This is a genomic window from Novosphingobium sp. EMRT-2, from assembly GCF_005145025.1.
Classification (GTDB): domain Bacteria; phylum Pseudomonadota; class Alphaproteobacteria; order Sphingomonadales; family Sphingomonadaceae; genus Novosphingobium.
Genome location: NZ_CP039695.1, coordinates 1,912,664 through 1,929,926, shown reverse-complemented (window position 1 = coordinate 1,929,926; position 17,263 = coordinate 1,912,664). Strand labels below are relative to the sequence as shown.

General features: G+C 66.3%; 20 protein-coding genes. 3 read left to right on the top strand and 17 right to left on the bottom strand.

Features of this window, described 5'->3' with window-relative positions; translation table 11 throughout:
* Window positions 1-78: 78 nt before the first annotated feature.
* The gene (locus FA702_RS09560; protein ID WP_136955965.1) at window positions 79-2,094 is read right to left on the bottom strand and encodes a ribonucleoside-diphosphate reductase subunit alpha; all 2,016 of its coding nucleotides are present in this window, start codon (window positions 2,092-2,094) and stop codon (window positions 79-81) included.
* Window positions 2,095-2,647: 553 nt separating this feature from the next.
* Between FA702_RS09560 and FA702_RS09555 the strand changes: the two genes are divergently transcribed.
* Window positions 2,648-2,896 carry a GlsB/YeaQ/YmgE family stress response membrane protein gene (locus tag FA702_RS09555; RefSeq protein WP_124809750.1) on the top strand — a complete coding sequence of 83 codons (249 nt, stop codon included), beginning with the start codon at window positions 2,648-2,650 and terminating at the stop codon, window positions 2,894-2,896.
* 448 nt (window positions 2,897-3,344) lie between these two features.
* Here FA702_RS09555 and FA702_RS09550 read toward each other — a convergent pair whose 3' ends face one another.
* Window positions 3,345-4,091, bottom strand: coding sequence for a hypothetical protein (locus FA702_RS09550; protein WP_136955964.1), 747 nt, complete (start codon window positions 4,089-4,091; stop codon window positions 3,345-3,347).
* A 93-nt stretch (window positions 4,092-4,184) separates the two neighbouring features.
* On the opposite strand from FA702_RS09550, the gene FA702_RS09545 reads away from it, so the two are divergent.
* Window positions 4,185-4,874 carry a Fe2+-dependent dioxygenase gene (locus tag FA702_RS09545; protein WP_136955963.1) on the top strand — a complete coding sequence of 230 codons (690 nt, stop codon included), beginning with the start codon at window positions 4,185-4,187 and terminating at the stop codon, window positions 4,872-4,874.
* 6 nt (window positions 4,875-4,880) lie between these two features.
* On the opposite strand, the gene FA702_RS09540 is transcribed toward FA702_RS09545, so the two are convergent.
* From FA702_RS09540 to FA702_RS09525, 4 genes are all read right to left on the bottom strand, one after another.
* Window positions 4,881-5,762: a LysR substrate-binding domain-containing protein gene (locus tag FA702_RS09540; protein WP_136955962.1), complete on the bottom strand. Its 882-nt coding sequence runs from the start codon at window positions 5,760-5,762 to the stop codon at window positions 4,881-4,883.
* A 163-nt stretch (window positions 5,763-5,925) separates the two neighbouring features.
* Complete coding sequence (locus FA702_RS09535) at window positions 5,926-6,867, bottom strand: hemolysin family protein (RefSeq protein ID WP_136955961.1); 942 nt, start codon at window positions 6,865-6,867, stop codon at window positions 5,926-5,928.
* Between the two features lie 36 nt (window positions 6,868-6,903).
* The gene (ybeY, locus tag FA702_RS09530) at window positions 6,904-7,398 is read right to left on the bottom strand and encodes an rRNA maturation RNase YbeY (protein WP_136955960.1); all 495 of its coding nucleotides are present in this window, start codon (window positions 7,396-7,398) and stop codon (window positions 6,904-6,906) included.
* Window positions 7,395-8,432, bottom strand: coding sequence for a PhoH family protein (locus FA702_RS09525; RefSeq protein WP_136955959.1), 1,038 nt, complete (start codon window positions 8,430-8,432; stop codon window positions 7,395-7,397). Before FA702_RS09525 ends, ybeY begins: the two co-directional genes overlap by 4 nt.
* Window positions 8,433-8,704: 272 nt before the next feature.
* Between FA702_RS09525 and FA702_RS09520 the strand changes: the two genes are divergently transcribed.
* On the top strand, window positions 8,705-9,208 hold the full coding sequence (locus tag FA702_RS09520) for an RcnB family protein (protein ID WP_136955958.1): 504 nt from the start codon (window positions 8,705-8,707) through the stop codon (window positions 9,206-9,208).
* 111 nt (window positions 9,209-9,319) lie between these two features.
* Here the strand turns inward: FA702_RS09520 and FA702_RS09515 are convergent, their stop codons facing one another.
* The 11 genes from FA702_RS09515 to FA702_RS09465 all read right to left on the bottom strand — a co-directional run bounded on the left by FA702_RS09515 (window position 9,320) and on the right by FA702_RS09465 (window position 17,107).
* Complete coding sequence (locus tag FA702_RS09515; RefSeq protein WP_136957250.1) at window positions 9,320-10,408, bottom strand: IS5 family transposase; 1,089 nt, start codon at window positions 10,406-10,408, stop codon at window positions 9,320-9,322.
* Between the two features lie 224 nt (window positions 10,409-10,632).
* Window positions 10,633-11,037 (bottom strand): solute carrier organic anion transporter, encoded by a 405-nt coding sequence (locus tag FA702_RS09510; RefSeq protein ID WP_136955957.1) that lies wholly within the window; start codon window positions 11,035-11,037, stop codon window positions 10,633-10,635.
* Window positions 11,038-11,087: 50 nt separating this feature from the next.
* Window positions 11,088-12,410 carry a tRNA (N6-isopentenyl adenosine(37)-C2)-methylthiotransferase MiaB gene (miaB, locus tag FA702_RS09505; protein ID WP_136955956.1) on the bottom strand — a complete coding sequence of 441 codons (1,323 nt, stop codon included), beginning with the start codon at window positions 12,408-12,410 and terminating at the stop codon, window positions 11,088-11,090.
* Between the two features lie 52 nt (window positions 12,411-12,462).
* A complete protein-coding gene (locus FA702_RS09500; RefSeq protein WP_370385457.1) occupies window positions 12,463-13,233 on the bottom strand; it encodes a lysophospholipid acyltransferase family protein in 771 nt (256 codons plus the stop codon).
* On the bottom strand, window positions 13,217-13,639 hold the full coding sequence (locus FA702_RS09495; protein WP_124809710.1) for a Fur family transcriptional regulator: 423 nt from the start codon (window positions 13,637-13,639) through the stop codon (window positions 13,217-13,219). Before FA702_RS09495 ends, FA702_RS09500 begins: the two co-directional genes overlap by 17 nt.
* An 82-nt stretch (window positions 13,640-13,721) precedes the next feature.
* Entirely contained in the window at window positions 13,722-14,198 is a 477-nt protein-coding gene (locus FA702_RS09490; RefSeq protein WP_136955955.1) for a MucR family transcriptional regulator, read from the bottom strand.
* A gap of 161 nt (window positions 14,199-14,359) precedes the next feature.
* Window positions 14,360-14,830 (bottom strand): GNAT family N-acetyltransferase, encoded by a 471-nt coding sequence (locus FA702_RS09485; RefSeq protein ID WP_136955954.1) that lies wholly within the window; start codon window positions 14,828-14,830, stop codon window positions 14,360-14,362.
* On the bottom strand, window positions 14,827-15,456 hold the full coding sequence (tsaB, locus tag FA702_RS09480) for a tRNA (adenosine(37)-N6)-threonylcarbamoyltransferase complex dimerization subunit type 1 TsaB (RefSeq protein WP_136955953.1): 630 nt from the start codon (window positions 15,454-15,456) through the stop codon (window positions 14,827-14,829). Before tsaB ends, FA702_RS09485 begins: the two co-directional genes overlap by 4 nt.
* Before the next feature lie 27 nt (window positions 15,457-15,483).
* Window positions 15,484-16,077 carry a malonic semialdehyde reductase gene (locus tag FA702_RS09475; protein ID WP_136955952.1) on the bottom strand — a complete coding sequence of 198 codons (594 nt, stop codon included), beginning with the start codon at window positions 16,075-16,077 and terminating at the stop codon, window positions 15,484-15,486.
* Between the two features lie 61 nt (window positions 16,078-16,138).
* Window positions 16,139-16,720 carry a NifU family protein gene (locus tag FA702_RS09470; RefSeq protein WP_136955951.1) on the bottom strand — a complete coding sequence of 194 codons (582 nt, stop codon included), beginning with the start codon at window positions 16,718-16,720 and terminating at the stop codon, window positions 16,139-16,141.
* Window positions 16,721-16,807: 87 nt separating this feature from the next.
* Window positions 16,808-17,107 (bottom strand): hypothetical protein, encoded by a 300-nt coding sequence (locus FA702_RS09465; RefSeq protein WP_136955950.1) that lies wholly within the window; start codon window positions 17,105-17,107, stop codon window positions 16,808-16,810.
* Window positions 17,108-17,263: the final 156 nt, after the last annotated feature.

Here is a 17,263-nt window from a genome sequence, read left to right as displayed (position 1 = left end):
TGGCAGGTCCGGTGCCCATGGCGGCGGTTTCCTGAAATGCGGGGGCCTGTTTAGCGCAAGGCCCCTATTGGCAGGCCCTTATTGGCAGGCGAGGCATTCCTCGTAGTCGGTCTGGTCGCCGGCGCTGAGTTCGATCTTCGGCGCTTCGGCGGTGTTGTCCGCCTCCACCCCGCCGGCGAACCCGGCGCGCTGCACCGACTTCGAACGCAGGTAGTAGAGCGACTTGATGCCCTTTTCCCACGCCTGGAAGTGGAGCATCATCAGGTCCCACTTGTCGACGTCGGCCGGGATATAAAGGTTGAGCGACTGCGCCTGGTCGATGAACGGGGTGCGGTCCGCCGCGAATTCGAGCAGCCAGCGCTGGTCGATCTCGAAGCTGGTCTTGTACACCGCCTTTTCCTCGGGGCTGAGGAAATCGAGGTGCTGGACCGATCCGCCGTTCTCGAGGATCGAATTCCACACGTTGGCGGAATCCTTGCTCTTCTGCTGGAGCAGCGCCTTGAGATAGGGGTTTTCGACCACGAACGAGCCGGACAGCGTCTTGTGCGTGTAGATGTTGGCCGGGATCGGCTCGATGCAGGCGGAGGTGCCGCCGCAGATGATCGAGATCGACGCGGTGGGCGCGATCGCCATCTTGCACGAGAAGCGCTGCATCACGCCCATGTCCGCCGCATCCGGGCAGGGGCCGCGTTCCTGCGCCAGCAGCAGGCTGGCCTCGTCCGCCTTGGCGGCGATGTGGCGGAACATCTTGAGGTTCCACGCCTTGGCCATCGCGGATTCGAAGGCGATGCCCTTCTGCTGCAGGAACGAGTGGAAGCCCATCACGCCCATGCCGACCGAGCGTTCGCGCATCGCCGAATACTTGGCGCGGGCCATTTCGGTGGGGGCGCGGTCGATATAGTCCTGCAGCACGTTGTCGAGGAAGCGCAGCACGTCTTCGACGAAGTGCTTGTCGCCGTGCCACTGGTCCCAGGTTTCGAGGTTGAGCGAGGACAGGCAGCAGACCGCGGTGCGATCGTTGCCGAGGTGATCGCGCCCCGTGGGCAGCGTGATTTCCGAGCAGAGGTTCGAGGTCGAGACCTTGAGGCCGAGATCGCGGTGATGCTTGGGCATCATGCGGTTCACGGTGTCGGAGAACACGAGATAGGGCTCGCCCGTGGCGAGGCGCACCTCGACCAGCTTCTGGAACAGGCTGCGCGCGTCCACCTTGCCGCGCACCGAGCCGTCCTTGGGGCTGCGCAGCGCGAATTCGGCGCCATCGCGCACCGCTTCCATGAACTCGTCGGTCAGCAGCACGCCGTGGTGCAGGTTCAGCGCCTTGCGGTTGAAATCGCCGCTGGTCTTGCGGATTTCGAGAAACTCCTCGATTTCCGGGTGCGAGACGTCGAGATAGGCGGCGGCCGAACCGCGCCGCAGCGACCCCTGCGAGATCGCGAGCGTGAGGCTGTCCATCACGCGCACGAACGGAATGATGCCGCTGGTCTTGCCGTTCAGGCCCACGCTTTCGCCGATGCCGCGCACCTGGCCCCAGTAGGTGCCGATGCCGCCGCCCCGGCTGGCCAGCCAGACGTTCTCGTTCCAGGTGGCGACGATGCCTTCCAGGCTGTCGTCAACCGAATTGAGGTAGCACGAGATCGGCAACCCGCGCCCGGTGCCGCCGTTGGACAGAACCGGCGTGGCGGGCATGAACCACAGCTTCGAGATGTAGTCGTAGAGCCGCTGGGCGTGCGCCTCGTCATCGGCATAGGCATCGGCCACGCGGGCGAACAGGTCCTGATACTTCTCGCCGGGCAGCAGGTAGCGGTCGTCGAGCGTATCCTTGCCGAACGCCGTGAGCAGCGCATCGCGCGATTCATCGGTGACGATGCCGAAGCGGCGGGCGCGGACGGTGCGCGAGTTTTCCTTCTCGGGCGCGGGCGCGCTGGCGGCCGCGCCCGCCGCCACGGCGGCGACCAGCGCCTCGGTTCCGGAATCCTGCGTATTCAAAGTCATCGCCGTTCTGCCTTCTGCCGGCGGCGCGCCTTCGAGAGTCACGCCATCAAGGCCCAATTCGTCCTGCGCCGCCACGGAGCCGTCCCCAGTCCTGAAATCCACGTCTAACCCCCGGTTTCACCACCGCCCGATCGAAACCCGGCCGGTCGTCCAAATCTGCTGGCCGGACATCCCGCCGGCCTGTTCCGGCCGGTCCGATGTTCCGCTTCCGTTCGAATCGGGAGCAAGACCCCGATCTTACCACAAGATGGCCCGCGCGGGGGATGAAATCGGGTCTCGCGCCCCTTGCGCAGGCACGGAAGCGGGCGCCGGCACAAGGCCGGCAGCCGCCGCACGCGCCAAGGCGCGCTTCCGTTCTCAACAAGGTCTAGAGGCCCCCACACGGTCCGACCACTATCCATAGTGCCTCAACGGGATTCAGACACAAGAGGGTAAACCATGAGTTGACGATTCGGTTCGTCGTAATCCCGATTCGCTTCGTCGCAGCGAATGCCATTGTGCAGTGCAGCGACGCGCGGGGGAAACGGCACTTCAAGACCAAATCGTGACGGGTCCAAAATTTTTCGATCCAAACCACCATCCTGTGGACAATCGCGCCGGATCGGGCACACCCCGCGGAGCAGGAAAAAAGCTGTGGAAGGCGGAGGCGAAAACCGTGTTCAACCTCATCTCGATCGTGATCACCGGCTTCTTCGTGGGGCTGCTGGCCGAAATCCTCTATCCCGGCCCGGTGGACCTGGGTTTCGTGAAAACGGTGCTGCTGGGAATCGGCGGATCGATCGTGGCCGGGGTGTTCGCCAGCTGGCGTTCGGGCAGCACCTTCGGCGAAGGCGTGAATCGCGCCGGCTGCCTGGCCTCGGTGCTGGGCGCGCTGCTGCTGATCTGGCTGGGGCGGCACTGGTAGGGCGGGGGAAGCGATTGCCCTCAATGCGCGCGCTTTTGCAAACGCCGAGTGCGGCAAGCCCACCCCGCTGCGACTAGCGCCGCCTGCGGCGACGCAAGTCTCGCTCCCCTCCCGCTTGCGGGAGGGGCTGCCCCTTATTCTCCCCTCCCGCTTGCGGGAGGGGCTGGGGGTGGGAAGCGCCCCAAAAGATGCAACCACCAAAAAAAGAGGCCACGGCGCTCGGGGGGGAGGCACCGTGGCCTGGACGGCCCGGTCGTCGACGTGAGGCGCCGCGGGGGCGCGGGACGGGCCTTCGGGTATCGGGCGAAGCCCCGGGGCGGTCCGCGTGCAATCCGCGCCCGGAGACCGTTTTCGCCGGTTCCGTCGGGGCACTATCGCCGCTGTCCGCGCTGGCGCAAAGCGGGGAACGGCCCGTTCCGGACTGTCCCGCCGCGCGCGCCTGATTCCGCTAGAGAAAGTTGTTGGGCCAGATCATCGTGCGCCACATGTGCGCGGTGGGGCTGGCGTCGAAGCCGAGTCCTTCCTCCGGTTCGCGGAAATGGCGGCCGATCACGTCGGTCAGTTCGTCGGGATCGACCGGCGGGAAATCGTCGAAGAAATAGGTGTCGTAGAGCGTGACCTGCCGCGCGGTGCCGTACCATGTGTGGCCGCGCGCGTAGTCGGCATCGCGCTGGAGGTATTCGGGCATCGCGTAGTCCGGGCCGAAGAAGCGGTCGTAGCTTTCGGGGTAGCTATAGCCCACGCTTTCGTCCGACACGTAGCGCAGCGCCTGATGGTACTTCACCGCGAAGGCCACTTCCTCGCTGACATAGGGCGCGACGAGCTGCGCGCTCCAGTAGCCGTGATCCGCGCGGATCAGGCAGCCGTTGGAAATGTCGTGCAGCAGGCAGGCGATCACGACCTTTTCGTCCTGCCCGTCGTCCAGCGCGCGCTTGGCGCTGACCAGCAGGTGCCGCACGGTGATGTCGCCGAAGCGGCAGCGGAAGAAATCGAGCAGGCGCGGCCGTTCGGGCATCCGCGGCAGCGCGGGGTTGTCGCCCATCATGAACACCGTCTTCGGGTTGAGCCGCTTGAGCAGCTCGGCCTCGTTGTCGACGAAGTCGGTGCCTTTCCAGCCCACCGGCGAGGGATAGATCATCCGTTCGCGCCCTTCCTGCGGCCAGGGACGGGGATCGGTGAAATCGGCATCGGCCATCGCGGCAATCTCCTGCTGGAACTCGGGCGCTTGGTTCCTCTATGCTGGCCTCTAAGCTGGTTCGCCATCCATGGCGATGCCGAAGGACACGCGATGCTGACGATCATCCCCCACGTTCTGCCCCGTGACGAGGCGCTGGCGCTGGGCCGGACGATCGCCGCGGCCGACTGGGTGGACGGCAGCGTGACCAGCGGCCCGGCGGCGGCGCGGGTCAAGCGCAACCGCCAGTTGCCCGAGGACGGCGAGGCGGCCCGAACCGCGCGCCAGCGCGTGCAGCAGGCGCTGTCGGCCTCCGCGCTGTTCCTGTCGGCGGCGTTGCCCAGGGCGATCTACCCGCCGCTGTTCAACCGCTATGGCCCCGGCGAACACTATGGCGACCACGTCGACAACGCGCTGCGGATCGATCCCGCCACTGGCGCGCGGCTGCGCACCGACCTTTCGGCGACGCTGTTCCTGTCCGAGGATTACGACGGCGGGGAGCTGACCATCGCTGGCGATTTCGGCCGCATGGCCTACAAGCTCGCCGCCGGCGACATGGTGCTATACCCCGCGACCAGCCTGCACCGGGTGAACGAAGTGACGCGGGGAGAGCGCATCTGCGCCTTCTTCTGGGTGGAATCGCTGGTGCGCGATGGCGCCGCGCGCGAGGTGCTGTTCGATCTCGACCAGACCATCCAGGCGCTCAACGCGCGGCAGGGCGGGAGTGGGGGAGGCGGCGGCGATCCGCAGGCGCTGCGGCTGACCAGGGTCTATCACAACCTCGTGCGCCGCTGGGCGGGGTAGGAAGTCCTAAAGCCCCGCCTTGATCAGCCAATCGTGGAACAGCCGCACGGGCCGCGATTGCAGCGCGCGGGGCCGGCAGACGAACCAGTAGCTGTAGGGGCTGTCCACCTCGATGTTGTAGAGCTGGGCGAGGCGCGGATCGTGCGACCGGTTGTAGTGGTCGTCGTGCATGATCGCGATGCCGAGGCCCTGCGCGGCGGCTTCGAGGATCAGCTGGCCCGAATCGAAGTGATCGACTGCCGCCGGCTCCAGCCGTTCGAGATGGAGCGCGCGCTTCCACGCCTCGAAGCTGGCGGGCAGATCGTTGTGGACCAGGAAGGTCTGCTTCGAAAGCTTGGCGATGTCGGGCCGTTCGCCCAGCTCCGCCGCCAGTTCCTTCGAGGTGATGGCATGGACGCGGTTGTGATCGAGCCGTACGGAATGCAGCGTGCCGTCCGGTCCTTCGCTCAGCACGATCGCCGCGTCGATGGTATCGCCCAGCTTGGTTTCGGCGGCGTGCGAACTGTCGATGTCGATATGCAGCTGCGGGTGCAGCTTGCGCAATTCGCCCAGGCGCGGGAACAGGCGCTGGCTGCCGAACAGCGGCAGCACGCCCAGCCGCAGGCGCATGACCTTGCCGGTATCGACCAGCCGGTCGATGCGGTCGGTCATCTCGTCCATCAGCGGGGCGACCGCGTCGTAGAGCTGCTGGCCTTCCTCGGTCAGCTTGAGCATCTGGTGCTTGCGTTCGAACAGCGCCTTGCCGACGAAATCCTCCAGCGCGCCCAGCCGGCGCGAGAGGGCCGACGGGCTGAGCGCCAGTTCGGCGGCGGCGGTCTTGGCCGAGCCGGCGCGCACGACGCGAATGAACGCTTCGAGCGAACGCAGCGGAGGCAGGCGGCGGATCATCGGTGTCTTCGTTCCCGGACTTCAGTTGCGTTGCATTCCGTGCGGGCCGGACGCGATCCGCATCCTCCCACAGTGCCATTCCCGTCAGAGCGGAGCAATCCGCCGGGTGGCGTATTCCCTTCCGGACAGGTGGCGGACCGTGCGCAGCCCGGCCCGGCCCGACCTAGTCCTCTTCCCCGTCCTCCTGCGCGCGCGGCGCGTGGAGCCGCAGGCGCGTGAGGCGGCGCTCGTCTCCGCCGGTCACCTCGATCCGCCAGCCGCTGCCGTGTTCCAGCACGCGCCCGACGGGCGGGACTTCCCCGGCGAGGACGACCGCGAGGCCGCCCAGCGTATCAACGTCTTCTTCCACTTCGGCAAGCCGGGGATCGACGATTTCCGCTACGTCATCCAGTTCCGCGCGGGCATCGGCGTCCCAGGTATCGGGATCGAGCCGCTTGAGCAGTTCCTCCGGCGCATCGTCGTGCTCGTCCTCGATCTCGCCGACGATTTCCTCGACCAGATCCTCGATCGTGATGATCCCGTCGGTGCCCGAATATTCGTCGATCACCACGGCCAGGTGCGTGCGGCTGGCGCGCATGTCGGCCAGCACGTCGAGCGCGCCGCGCGCTTGGGGCACGAACAGCGGTTGGCGCATCAGGCCGGCCCAGTCCTTGGGCGCGGGCTTGCCGGAAAGGGCGATGCCGGCGACGATCCCGAACACGTCCTTCACGTGGACCATGCCCACGATCTCGTCGAGCGAATCGCCATAGACCGGCAGGCGGCTGTGGCCGTGTTCGGCGAAGGCACCGACCAGTTCCTCGAACGTGGCGGCGGCGGGCACGGCGATGATCTGGCCGCGCGGAATGGCGACGTCATCGGCATCGTGTTCGCTGAAATGGAGCAGGTTCTTCAGCATCTGGCGTTCGAGCGCCACCAGATCGCCGTCCGAACCGCCGGGCGAGCCATGTTCGCCCTCGTGCTCCTCGATCGCTTCCTCGATCTGCGCACGCAGCGACTGGTCCTGGTCCGGCCCCTTGAAGAAAGCCCTGATCGCGCGCCACAGCGCGCCGTTACTGTCCCCTTCGCCCGAGCGACTGTCGCCGCCGGACCCGTTGCCCTCGGGCACTGGTCTGCACTCCCCTGTTACGCGAACCGTTCGCTGTCAGCGGTCCGCATATGGGTCCGCGATACCCAGCATGGCAAGCGCCTTCCGTTCCAGATGCTCCATTTCCTCCGCCTCGTCCTCGCCCAGCTCGTGATCGTGGCCCGCCAGATGGAGCAGGCCGTGGATGACGAGGTGGGTGGCGTGGTGCTCCACCGGCACGCCCTTTTCCGCCGCTTCGCGCCGGCACACGCCATGCGCCAGGATCAGGTCGCCCAGCATTTCGGGCGCGTTGGCACTGGCCGCGAGCACTTCGGCGCGGGAAAGCATGGGGAACGACAGGACGTTGGTGGGCTTGTCCTTGGCGCGCCATTGCTTGTTGAGCGCATGAACCTCGTCGTCGTCGGCCAGGACCAGGCTGACGATCAGGTTGTCGCGCGCGAGCTCCGGCGCGGCGCGCGCCGCGGCCTCGGCCGCGCGGTTGGCCAGCGCTTCCCAGTCGGTGTCCTGCCCCCAGACCGGATCGATGTCGATTTCGAGCGTGGGCGCGCTCACGAATCCTTTCCTTCGTAGGCCTCGACGATGCGGCCCACGATCGGGTGGCGGACCACGTCGGCGCTGCTGAAGCGGACCACGCCGATGCCGTCCACGCCTTCCAGCCGTTGCACCGCGTCGGCCAGGCCGCTGGCGCTGGTGCCGCCGGGCAGGTCGACCTGCTTCGGATCGCCGCAGATCACCATGCGGCTGTTCTGGCCGAAGCGGGTGAGGAACATCTTCATCTGCGCCGGCGTGGTATTCTGCGCCTCGTCGAGAATGACGAAGGCATCGGCCAGCGTGCGGCCGCGCATGAACGCGATCGGCGCGATCTCGATCTCGCCCGAGGCCATGCGGCGTTCGACCTGTTCGGGCGGCATGCAGTCATAGAGCGCGTCGTAGAGCGGGCGGAGATAGGGATCGACCTTCTCCTTCATGTCGCCGGGCAGGAAGCCCAGCCGCTCGCCGGCCTCGACCGCCGGGCGCGACAGGATCAGCCGCTGGACGCTGCCCGAAATGAGCTGCGCCACCGCCTGCGCCACCGCGAGGTAGGTCTTGCCCGTGCCCGCCGGGCCGAGCGCGAAGATCACGTCGTCGCGCACCAGCGCCTTCATGTATTCGATCTGGGTGACCGAGCGCGGCGCGATGGTTTTCTTGCGGGTGCGGATCAGGATCGGCGGCGGCGCGCCGGGCGTGCCGGTGATGATCCCGTCGAGCGTCGGCTCGTTGCTCATCGCGATCAGCGCCTCCACCGCGCCGGCGTCCATGTCCTGCCCGGTGAGCAGGCGCTGGTGCATCGCCTTCAGCACATCGCGCGCGCGGGCCACCGCGTCTTCCGGCCCTTCGATCAGCACGCGGTTGCCGCGCGCCGAGATATAGACGCCGAGCCGGTTTTCGATCTGGACGAGATTGGTGTCGAACTGGCCGAACAGGGCGCCGAGCACGGTCTGTTCATCGAATTCGACTTCCACCCGGGCGCGCCTGTGATGGTCGGGCCGGCTGGTTTCGGGGCGATGCTGCGCCTCATCATGGGCACGATGCAGTTTGCGGGCCATGCGCTCCTTTCATGCGGGCCGCGACCGCGGCCGTACCTTCAAGATAGATCGGCCGGGGCGCGGCGCAAGCGGGACGGGGCGCTATCACACGGCTTTTGTCGGGGAAAACCCGGCGCTCGTCGCAGGGTGCTGAAACAAAGGGATTCCTTTCGCGTTGCTGACAGCAGGGTTCCGCGCCGGTTCACCCGAATCGGACAATAACCGGGGCAGATGTCCGGCCCCGGTATCCGACACGGGAAACCAGCCGGACCATCCGTTGAAGGAGACGAACGATGCGCAAGATCATGATGGCCGCGCTGGCCGCCAGCGCACTGGCTTCCGCCGTGGCCCCCACCGCCGCCAGCGCGCAGAGCGCGCGCGAACTGCATCACGATCGCCGCGAAATGCAGCGCGATCGCGCCGAGATCCGCCACGACATGCGCCGGGGCGATTACCGCGAGGCGCGCGAGGATCGCCGCGAGTACCGTGAAGACCGTCGCGAATACCGCGAGGACTGGCGCGATTATCGCCGCGCCCATGGCGACGTCTATCGCCGGGGCGGGTACTATGGCCCGCGCGGCTATGCCTACCGCCCGGTGCGCGTGGGCTACCGCTTCGCCCCGCCCTATTACGCGCAGCGCTACTGGATCAACGATCCCTGGGCCTATCGCCTGACGCCGCCGCGCTACGGCTACCAGCGCTGGGTGCGTTACGGTAACGACGTGGTGCTGATCGACACGCGCAGCGGCGTAACGTTACAGGTGATCGGCAGCTGGACACCTCGAAGAACCGTCTGATTTTGGCGTAATTGCGATGTGATGGCACAGGAGCGGGTGGCGAGCTCCAGGCTTGGGTTGCTGATCTGCTTATTTTCTTGGCGGAGCCGGCTGCGTGGGCCGGTTTTTGGGTCACGCGGGCGCAGTACGCCCCTCAAGCCATGCGAGGCGCTGGAAGTTATAGGCAAGGTTGGCCATGCCGATCTTGATGCGGGCGCGGGCAATGCCGATGGTGCGCACGATCAGGCCCATGCGGTGCTTTTGCCCGGCAAAGACGTGTTCGACTGCCGAGCGGATGGCCGATCGCTTCGCATTGGCTCTGGCGACACGCTCGGGCATGGCACGGCGGTTCGGTTTGCGCTGGTGGATGTGGCTCTTGAACATGCCCCTCTCGAGAAAGGTTTCGTTTTTCTTCGACCGGTAGGCGGTATCAGCCCAGACGCCCGAACCGGTGTTGTTCGTGCTGATCAGGTCAGGCAACCGGGCGCCGTCATGGGCATTGGCGGCACTGGCATCCCAGGTCCGGATCAACCCGTGAGCCCGGTCGATGCCGATGTGGTTCTTGTAGCCGAACATCGGGATGGCGAGATCGACCGGCTTGAAGGCCTTGGGATCGGCACCCTCCTTCACCTTGGCCTTGGTGTACTTCACGCTCCAGCGGGCATCGCGATCCTTCTGACGGAGCCGGGCTGGCTTTGCCTTCCATGCCTCCGGGATCCGGCCGTCCTTGATCGCTGCCTTCTCCTCGTCGGTGTTCCGCTGCTTGGGGGCAGGCACAACGGTAGCATCGATGATCTGGCCGCCCATGGCGAGATAGCCCCGGTCGGTCAGTGCGGCATCGAAGCGGGCGAAGAGCTTGTCGATTGCCTTGGCTTGCACCAAGCGCTCGCGGAACAGCCACACCGTCGTTGCATCCGGCACCGTGCCATCGAGCCCAAGGCCCAGGAAGCGCTGGAACGACAAGCGATCCTTGATCTGGAATTCCGTCGCTTCGTCCGAAAGCGAATAGAGCGCCTGCAGCACCAGAATTTTGAACATCATCACCGGGTCAAACGGCGGCCGCCCGCCTTTGCCACGAACACTGCGGCGCAGAGCGGCGATCAATGGCCCCCGGAAAACCTCAAAGTCGACCACCCCGGACAGACGCTCCAACGGATCACCCGCTGCGCTCAAGGCCTCGTACCGGTTCGAAAGATCAAAGAAACCGGGCTGTCCCGCCATCATCGCCTCCGCTCATCCGCAAGGGCAGTGAATCAGGTCAGGCCGACAAGCGCCAGAGTTTTTCGAACCCTCCAGCTTCTTCCTGTAAGGAAAACAGTGGTTTCCGGGGGTTTGTCCTGTGGAGGGCGGCCCCCGGATTTCCTGTACTTTCCCGGGCTCGAGCCCGGGAACGAGGCGGTTGTCCGCAATTTCAGGTCTAGAGGAGGCTCTCCGGAAACGCCCCGTTAGCGGAAGTATTCCAGTAGCCACAACGCTACGCCGCAGACCGTCAAAAAGGCGCCCTTGATACGCCATCTGCTGTCAGTGGGAGGCAAGGGATAGGCATCTATTGATCTTCCCTCTTCGAAATATCGCTCGGGAGCCCCTGCCGCGAGTTCCTGCTTTCTTAATCTGATTTTAGCTGCGGCAGCCAAGCGCTTCTTTCGAGGGAAGAGGAACATCCCTAGCCCGGAGAACAGGCAAACGCCGCCGACAATCAGAAATTGCAAATGCACAGCTTCCTCCGCCTCTGAAGAGTAGCTTAGCACGCGGCTTCCGACCTGCGAAACCCCGCTCGTCCTGAGCTTGTCGAAGGACGCGCGATGTCCTGGCCTTGCGCGGTAAACCTTCCCACGATCGAACCGTTTCACGCGTCCTTCGACAGGCTCAGGACGAGCGGGTATGGGTTTGGCGCTCCCCGCTACTCTACCGGCTGCCCCGCCAGCGAGTTTGGCCCGGCCTCGACCAGATCAACCTCCACCAGATCGCCGATCGCGGCATCGCCGGTGAAGTGGACCGACTGCAGCCAGGGCGATTTGCCCAGCCATTGCCCCGGATGCTTGCCCCGGCGTTCGACCAGCACGGTGCAGCGCCGGCCCACGCTGGCCCGGTTGAACGCGAGCTGATCGCGGTTGAGAGCGGCCTGGAGGCGCTGGAGCCTCTCGTCCATGACCTCGGCCGGGACATGATCCTCCATCGTCGCGGCGGGCGTGCCGGGGCGGGGGGAATACTTGAAGCTGAACGCCTGAGCATAGCCGACGGCATCGACGATGCGCAGCGTGTCTTCGAACTCGGTCTCGGTCTCGCCGGGGAAGCCGACGATGAAATCGCCCGAAAGCGCGATGTCCGGCCGCGCCGCGCGCACGCGTTCGAGCAGGCGCAGGTAGCTTTCGGCCGTATGGCTGCGATTCATCGCCTTCAGCACGCGGTCGTTGCCCGATTGCACGGGCAGGTGCAGGAACGGCATCAGCTTGGCGTTGGTGCCGTGCGCCTCGATCAGCGCGTCGTCCATGTCGGCCGGGTGGCTGGTGGTATAGCGGATGCGCGCCAGATCGGGGATCGCGGCGAGTTCGGCGGCAAGCCCGGCCAGCCCTGTGGCGCGGCCCTTCGCGTCCTCGCCCGCCCAGGCGTTGACGTTCTGGCCCAGCAGCGTGATCTCGCGCGCGCCGCCTTCGACCAGCAGCTTCGCTTCCTCCACCAGATCGGCGAAGGGCCGGCTGATCTCCGCGCCGCGCGTATAGGGCACCACGCAATAGGTGCAGAACTTGTCGCAGCCTTCCTGCACCGTCAGGAACGCGCTGGGGCCGGAGCGGCGGCGGCGGGGCAGCGCGGCGAACTTGGCCTCGGCCGGCATGTCGGTTTCGGTGGCGCGCTTGCCGGCGGCGGCTTCGGCGACCATCTCGGGCAGGCGGTGGTAGGCCTGCGGGCCGACCACGACCCGGACCGAAGGCGCGCGCGCCATGATTTCCTCGCCCTCCGCCTGGGCGACGCAGCCCGCCACCGCGATCAGCGGCGAGGAACCATCCTCGCGCCGCAGGCGGCCGATGTCCGAATAGACCTTTTCCGTGGCCTTTTCGCGGATGTGGCAGGTGTTGAGCACGACGAGATCGGCATCGTCGCGCGCGTCGGCGGGCGTCATGCCCTGCGCGGCGAGCAGTTCGGCCATGCGTTCGCCGTCATAGACGTTCATCTGGCAGCCGAAGCTCTTGACGTGGAAGGTCCGGGGGGAAGTGGGGGAAGCCATGGCGCCGGCCGATACGGGAATTTCGGGCTTTTGGAAACCGTGCCGCGTCTATTCAGCGGGCCATGGCTGCGGCGATGCGCGCGCGGGCCTGCGCCGCGATGGTCTTGCGCGAGGCGGTTTCGGCTTCGGTCAGCACCGGCAGGAAATGCAGCGTGACCGGGATCGGCCGGCGCCGGGCGAGAATCTTCAGGAAATTGTCGACGCCGTGTTCGTCGCCCACCCAGGCGATGGCGGCGGCTTCAGCGCCGTAATCGATCCACACCGGCTGGACGACGATGCCCAGCGGCACCGGATCGATCGCCGAAAGCAGCGAGGACTTGAACGGCAGCATGCCCGTGCCATCGCTGGTGGTGCCTTCGGGAAAGATCGCCAGCGCGCCGGTATCGCTCAGCGCCGCGCGCACGTGCGCGACCTGCGCCTGCACGCTGGTGCGGTCATGCCGGGCGACGAAGACGGTATCGTTCATGTCGCACAGCCACTTGAGCAGCCCGTGCCCGGCCAGCCCGCTGTGCGCGACGAAGGCGGTGCCGGTGGCGCCCGACAGGACCGGAATGTCAAGCCAGCTGAGGTGGTTGGCGACGAGGAACGCGCCGCGCCGGGCGGGCGTTCCCGCCGTCCGTCGTCGTACGCCGGCGATTCGCGCCACACCGCCCAGGAACCGGCGCGGCCAGGGATTGTCGCGCCGCCGCGCGATGCGCCAGAGGTAATAGAGCGGCACGCAGGCGAGCAGCAGCGCCACCATGGCGAGCAGGCGCGCGAGGATGCGCAGACGGCCGCCCAGCGGAATGCCCGCCGGACGCGGCAGCTCAAGCGTCGCGTTCAAGCCGCACGCCGTAAAGCTCCATGCGGTGATCGACCAGGCGATAGCCCAGTTTTTCGGCGATCTGCCGCTGGAGCGCTTCGAGTTCGGGATCGACGAATTCGATGACCTTGCCGGTCTCCACGTCGATCAGGTGATCGTGGTGCGCTTCGGGCGTGGCCTCGTAGCGCGCGCGTCCGTCGCCGAAATCGTGCCGGTCGAGAATGCCGGCCTCCTCGAACAGCCGCACGGTGCGATAGACCGTGGCGATCGAGATGCGGGAATCGATGGCGGCGGCGCGTTCGTGCAGTTTTTCGACGTCGGGGTGATCCTCGCTTTCCGACAGGACGCGCGCGATCACGCGCCGCTGGTCGGTGATGCGCAGTCCCCGTTCCGCACAGAGAGCTTCGATGTCGATCGGTTGGTGCACGTGTTACCCGGTTAACAATGAAAATGGCCCGCCGATCATAGACCGGCGGGCCAATTCTTCAACCTGCGAAGACGCGGCGGGTTCAGGACGCCGTGGCCGCCTTGGCGCGGCCGCGCTTGGCCGCGGCCGGCGCGGTCTTGGGCGCGGGCGCGCCGGGCTTGCGGCCGAGGCCGATCTTCTTGGCCAGTTCGCGGCGCTTTTCGGCATAGGCCGGCGCGACCATGGGATAGTCGGCGGGCAGGTTCCAGCGCGCGCGGTACTGTTCCGGCGTCATGTTGTAGCGCGTGGCGAGGTGGCGCTTGAGCATTTTCAGCTTCTTGCCGTCTTCCAGGCAGACGATGTGATCGTTCTTGACCGAGGCGCGGATCGAAACCGCCGGCTCGGGCGCGGGTTCGGGGGCGGGTTCGCTGGGGTTCAGGCCCGCGAGCGCCGAATAGACGTTCGAGATCAGCGTGGGCAGATCGCCGACCGAGACACTGTTGTTGCTGACGTGCGCGGCAACAATGTCCGATGTCAGCGTGATCAGCGTTTCACGCATGTCGTTTTCGATTTCGCTCATTTCTATGTCGACCTTCTTAGTGTTTTGGTTTTGCGTATTTTGATATGGCTGTCCCATGGACCATATAGGATCAATTCCTATAGAACCATTCGTTTTCAAGACAACGCATTGTTACATGAAAGGCCGCAATATGAATGATTTTTCATGCCGGCCGTATTGCCTCAGTCCAATACGAGTTCCTGACTGATCGCATCGAGCCGTTCGCCGCCCGGCGTCCGGTAATAGGCGCGCCGGATGCCGACCGGGGTAAATCCATGCGCGGTGTAGAGATGCATCGCGGGATTGCCATGCCGCATCTCGAGGAAAACGCGCTTGATCCCGTTCGCGCGCGCTTCTGCGATGAACCGCGACAACAGGCGGTGGCCAAGTCCCCGTCGGCGGTATTCGGGCGCGATTGCGAAAAGAAGAAGTTCTTCTTCGTCCAGAATACTTCGGCCCAGGAAGAAGCCGGCGGTTTCGTCACCCGGTTCGATAGCGGTACTGCCGTCGGCCGCGATCAGGCCATAGCGGCAGCGGCCGAGCAGCAGCGCGTCGGCCACCTGCCGGCGGTTCCAGGCTTCGCCGTATTCGGGCGGAAACGCCCGCTCCATGACGCTGATGATCCGGTCGAGATCGTCTTCGGGCGCAATCATCGCGGCTGCGGCAGCTTCGCGTCGGGCGCGCGGCCATAGCGGGGCACGGGATCGGCGGTGATCGCCTGTTCCGGCAGGAGCGCGAAGGCGCGCGCGTCGGGCCGCCGCACCAGCGCGGCCGGCGCAACGCCGGTTTCCCCCCGCCGCGCCGCCACGGCTTCGGCCTGGCTGCCCGCGACCAGCGGCGCGGTGGAGCGGGCCACGGCGTCCTCGGGCGCGAGCGAGAGCACCGGCCCGCCGGGACGGCCGGCCGCATCGAACGACTGGAAGAACCATTCGCCGTGCCCGCCGGTCATGACCACGTCGACGGCGGCGTGCGGATGATCGCGTCGCGCCATGGCGGCGACCAGCGCCAGGCTTTCGAAGCCTTCGATCCGCGCGCCCCAGGCCAGGGCCAGCGCGCGCGCGGCGGCAAGGCCGACGCGGATGCCGGTAAAGCTGCCGGGGCCGCAATCGACCGCGATCGCGTCGGCGCGGCCCTTGCCGGGCAGCGCGGCGATCATCGGCACCAGCCGTTCGGCATGGCCGCGCCCCAGGGCGAGGCATTCGCCCGCGATCAGGTCATCCCCGTCGAACAGCGCGACCGAGCAGTCTTCCGTCGCGCTGTCGATGACGAGACGTCTCATAGGGTTGGTCCGCCGGTCAGGCGCCGGTCAGGCGATCGTGTTGAACGTCCCGAAATCCGGGCGCGGGCTGCGCTCGAAGATCGTGGCGGGATCGCCATAGCCCAGCGTGGAGATGAAGTTGGACTTCACGCGCGGCGTATCGGCGAAGAACGCGGCGTCGACGGCGGCGTTGTCGAAGCCCGACATCGGCCCGGTATCCAGCCCCAGCGCGCGCGCGGCAAGGATGAAGTAGCCGCCCTGCAGCGTGGAATTGCGCATCGCCGAAATCTCGCGCAGCGGCTCGTTGCCCTCGAACCAGCTTTTGGCGTCGGTGTGCGGGAACAGCCAGGGCAGCTGTTCGTGGAAATCGAGGTCCATGCCGATGATCACGGTGACCGGGGCCTGCCGGATCTTGTCGGGATTGGCGCCGCCGGCCAGCGCCGCGAGCTTTTCCTTGGCTTCCGGCGTGACGCACCAGACCAGCCGCGCGGGCATCTGGTTGGCCGAGGTCGGCCCCATCTTCATCAGATCCCAGATCGCGTGAAGCTGCGCTTCGGTCACCGGCTTGTCGAGATAGCCGTTATAGGTGCGCGCGGTACGGAAAAGCTGATCGAGCGCGGCATCGGCAAGCGGCTGGGACATGAGGACTCCTGGGCGTTGTTCGGGCAGTGGGGGCCAGCCCTGGGGCCGGCAGCCCCCGGAATCAGGCGGCGCGGACTTCGCTGACTTCGGGAACGTAATGCTTGAGCAGGCTTTCGATGCCGTGCTTGAGCGTGGCCGTGGACGACGGGCAGCCCGAACACGCGCCCTGCATCTGCAGATAGACCACGCCTTCGCGGAAGCCACGATAGACGATGTCGCCACCGTCGTTGGCCACGGCCGGGCGGATGCGGGTTTCGATCAGTTCGCGGATCTGCGCGACGACATCGGCATCGGCCGGATCGTCACCCACGTCCGCCTCCGCCTCCTCGCCCGGGACGACGATGCCGGCGGCGGTGCCGGGCGCGAACAGCGGGGCCTGGCTGACGAAGTGATCGAGCAGCACCGAAAGCACCTGCGGCTTGGCATCCGACCACTGCGATCCCGGCGCGATCGTGACCGAGACGAAATCGCGTCCGAAGAACACGCCGGTCACATCGCCCAGCGTGAACAGCGCTTCGGCCAGCGGCGACGCGGCGGCTTCCTCTTCGGAGAGGAATTCGCGCGTGCCCGAGGGCATGACCTGTTCGCCGGGCAGGAACTTCAGCGTGGCCGGGTTGGGCGTGGTTTCGGTTTCGATGAACATACTTGTGCATGTAGGCGCGCGGCGGAGGGGGTCAAGCCCCGGAAGTCAGGCCCGCGCCCGGTCGGCGGCGAGGTTCCGGCCTTGCGTTCAGGCCGTGACGTTGACGAACTGCCCCGGCGCGACCGTGGCCACGCCGCTGTAGGCCGCGCTGATCGTCGATCCTTGCGAGGCCTGAAGCTCGTGGTGGATGGATTTCATGCGATCGTGCTGGGCCGGATCGGCCGAGAGGACGTTGCGATCGGCCTTCTTCGGATCGTTGACTCCGAAAGGCCCCGCCGTCGGATTCGCGGGATCGACGTTCTTCTGGGCGAGCGCCACTTCCGAACAATTGCGGCAGGAAAAGCCATTTACCCAGACCGGAGAACTATAATCGCTGCTGATCGTCATCCGGTCGACTCGCTCCTGCCTTCGCTGTGGGCCTCATGGTTTTCCCATGACGTGGTTAAGCCTTTCTGGCGGGCCATGGTTAAGCAGGTCTTAATCCCGATCAGGATGGTCGATATGCGACAAATCGCGACTGTTCGACGCCAGCCCGTGCCCCTA

What these genes read in the sequence shown, in the direction of transcription:
- FA702_RS09550 (WP_136955964.1), bottom strand. Translation starts at nt 4,091, where the DNA reads ATGGCCGATGCCGATTTCACCGATCCCCGTCCCTGGCCGCAGGAAGGG.
- FA702_RS09545 (WP_136955963.1), top strand. Translation starts at nt 4,185, where the DNA reads ATGCTGACGATCATCCCCCACGTTCTGCCCCGTGACGAGGCGCTGGCG.
- FA702_RS09540 (WP_136955962.1), bottom strand. Translation starts at nt 5,762, where the DNA reads ATGATCCGCCGCCTGCCTCCGCTGCGTTCGCTCGAAGCGTTCATTCGC.
- FA702_RS09525 (WP_136955959.1), bottom strand. Translation starts at nt 8,432, where the DNA reads ATGGCCCGCAAACTGCATCGTGCCCATGATGAGGCGCAGCATCGCCCC.
- FA702_RS09520 (WP_136955958.1), top strand. Translation starts at nt 8,705, where the DNA reads ATGCGCAAGATCATGATGGCCGCGCTGGCCGCCAGCGCACTGGCTTCC.
- FA702_RS09515 (WP_136957250.1), bottom strand. Translation starts at nt 10,408, where the DNA reads ATGGCGGGACAGCCCGGTTTCTTTGATCTTTCGAACCGGTACGAGGCC.
- miaB (WP_136955956.1), bottom strand. Translation starts at nt 12,410, where the DNA reads ATGGCTTCCCCCACTTCCCCCCGGACCTTCCACGTCAAGAGCTTCGGC.
- FA702_RS09490 (WP_136955955.1), bottom strand. Translation starts at nt 14,198, where the DNA reads ATGAGCGAAATCGAAAACGACATGCGTGAAACGCTGATCACGCTGACA.
- FA702_RS09485 (WP_136955954.1), bottom strand. Translation starts at nt 14,830, where the DNA reads ATGATTGCGCCCGAAGACGATCTCGACCGGATCATCAGCGTCATGGAG.
- tsaB (WP_136955953.1), bottom strand. Translation starts at nt 15,456, where the DNA reads ATGAGACGTCTCGTCATCGACAGCGCGACGGAAGACTGCTCGGTCGCG.
- FA702_RS09475 (WP_136955952.1), bottom strand. Translation starts at nt 16,077, where the DNA reads ATGTCCCAGCCGCTTGCCGATGCCGCGCTCGATCAGCTTTTCCGTACC.
- FA702_RS09470 (WP_136955951.1), bottom strand. Translation starts at nt 16,720, where the DNA reads ATGTTCATCGAAACCGAAACCACGCCCAACCCGGCCACGCTGAAGTTC.
- FA702_RS09465 (WP_136955950.1), bottom strand. Translation starts at nt 17,107, where the DNA reads ATGACGATCAGCAGCGATTATAGTTCTCCGGTCTGGGTAAATGGCTTT.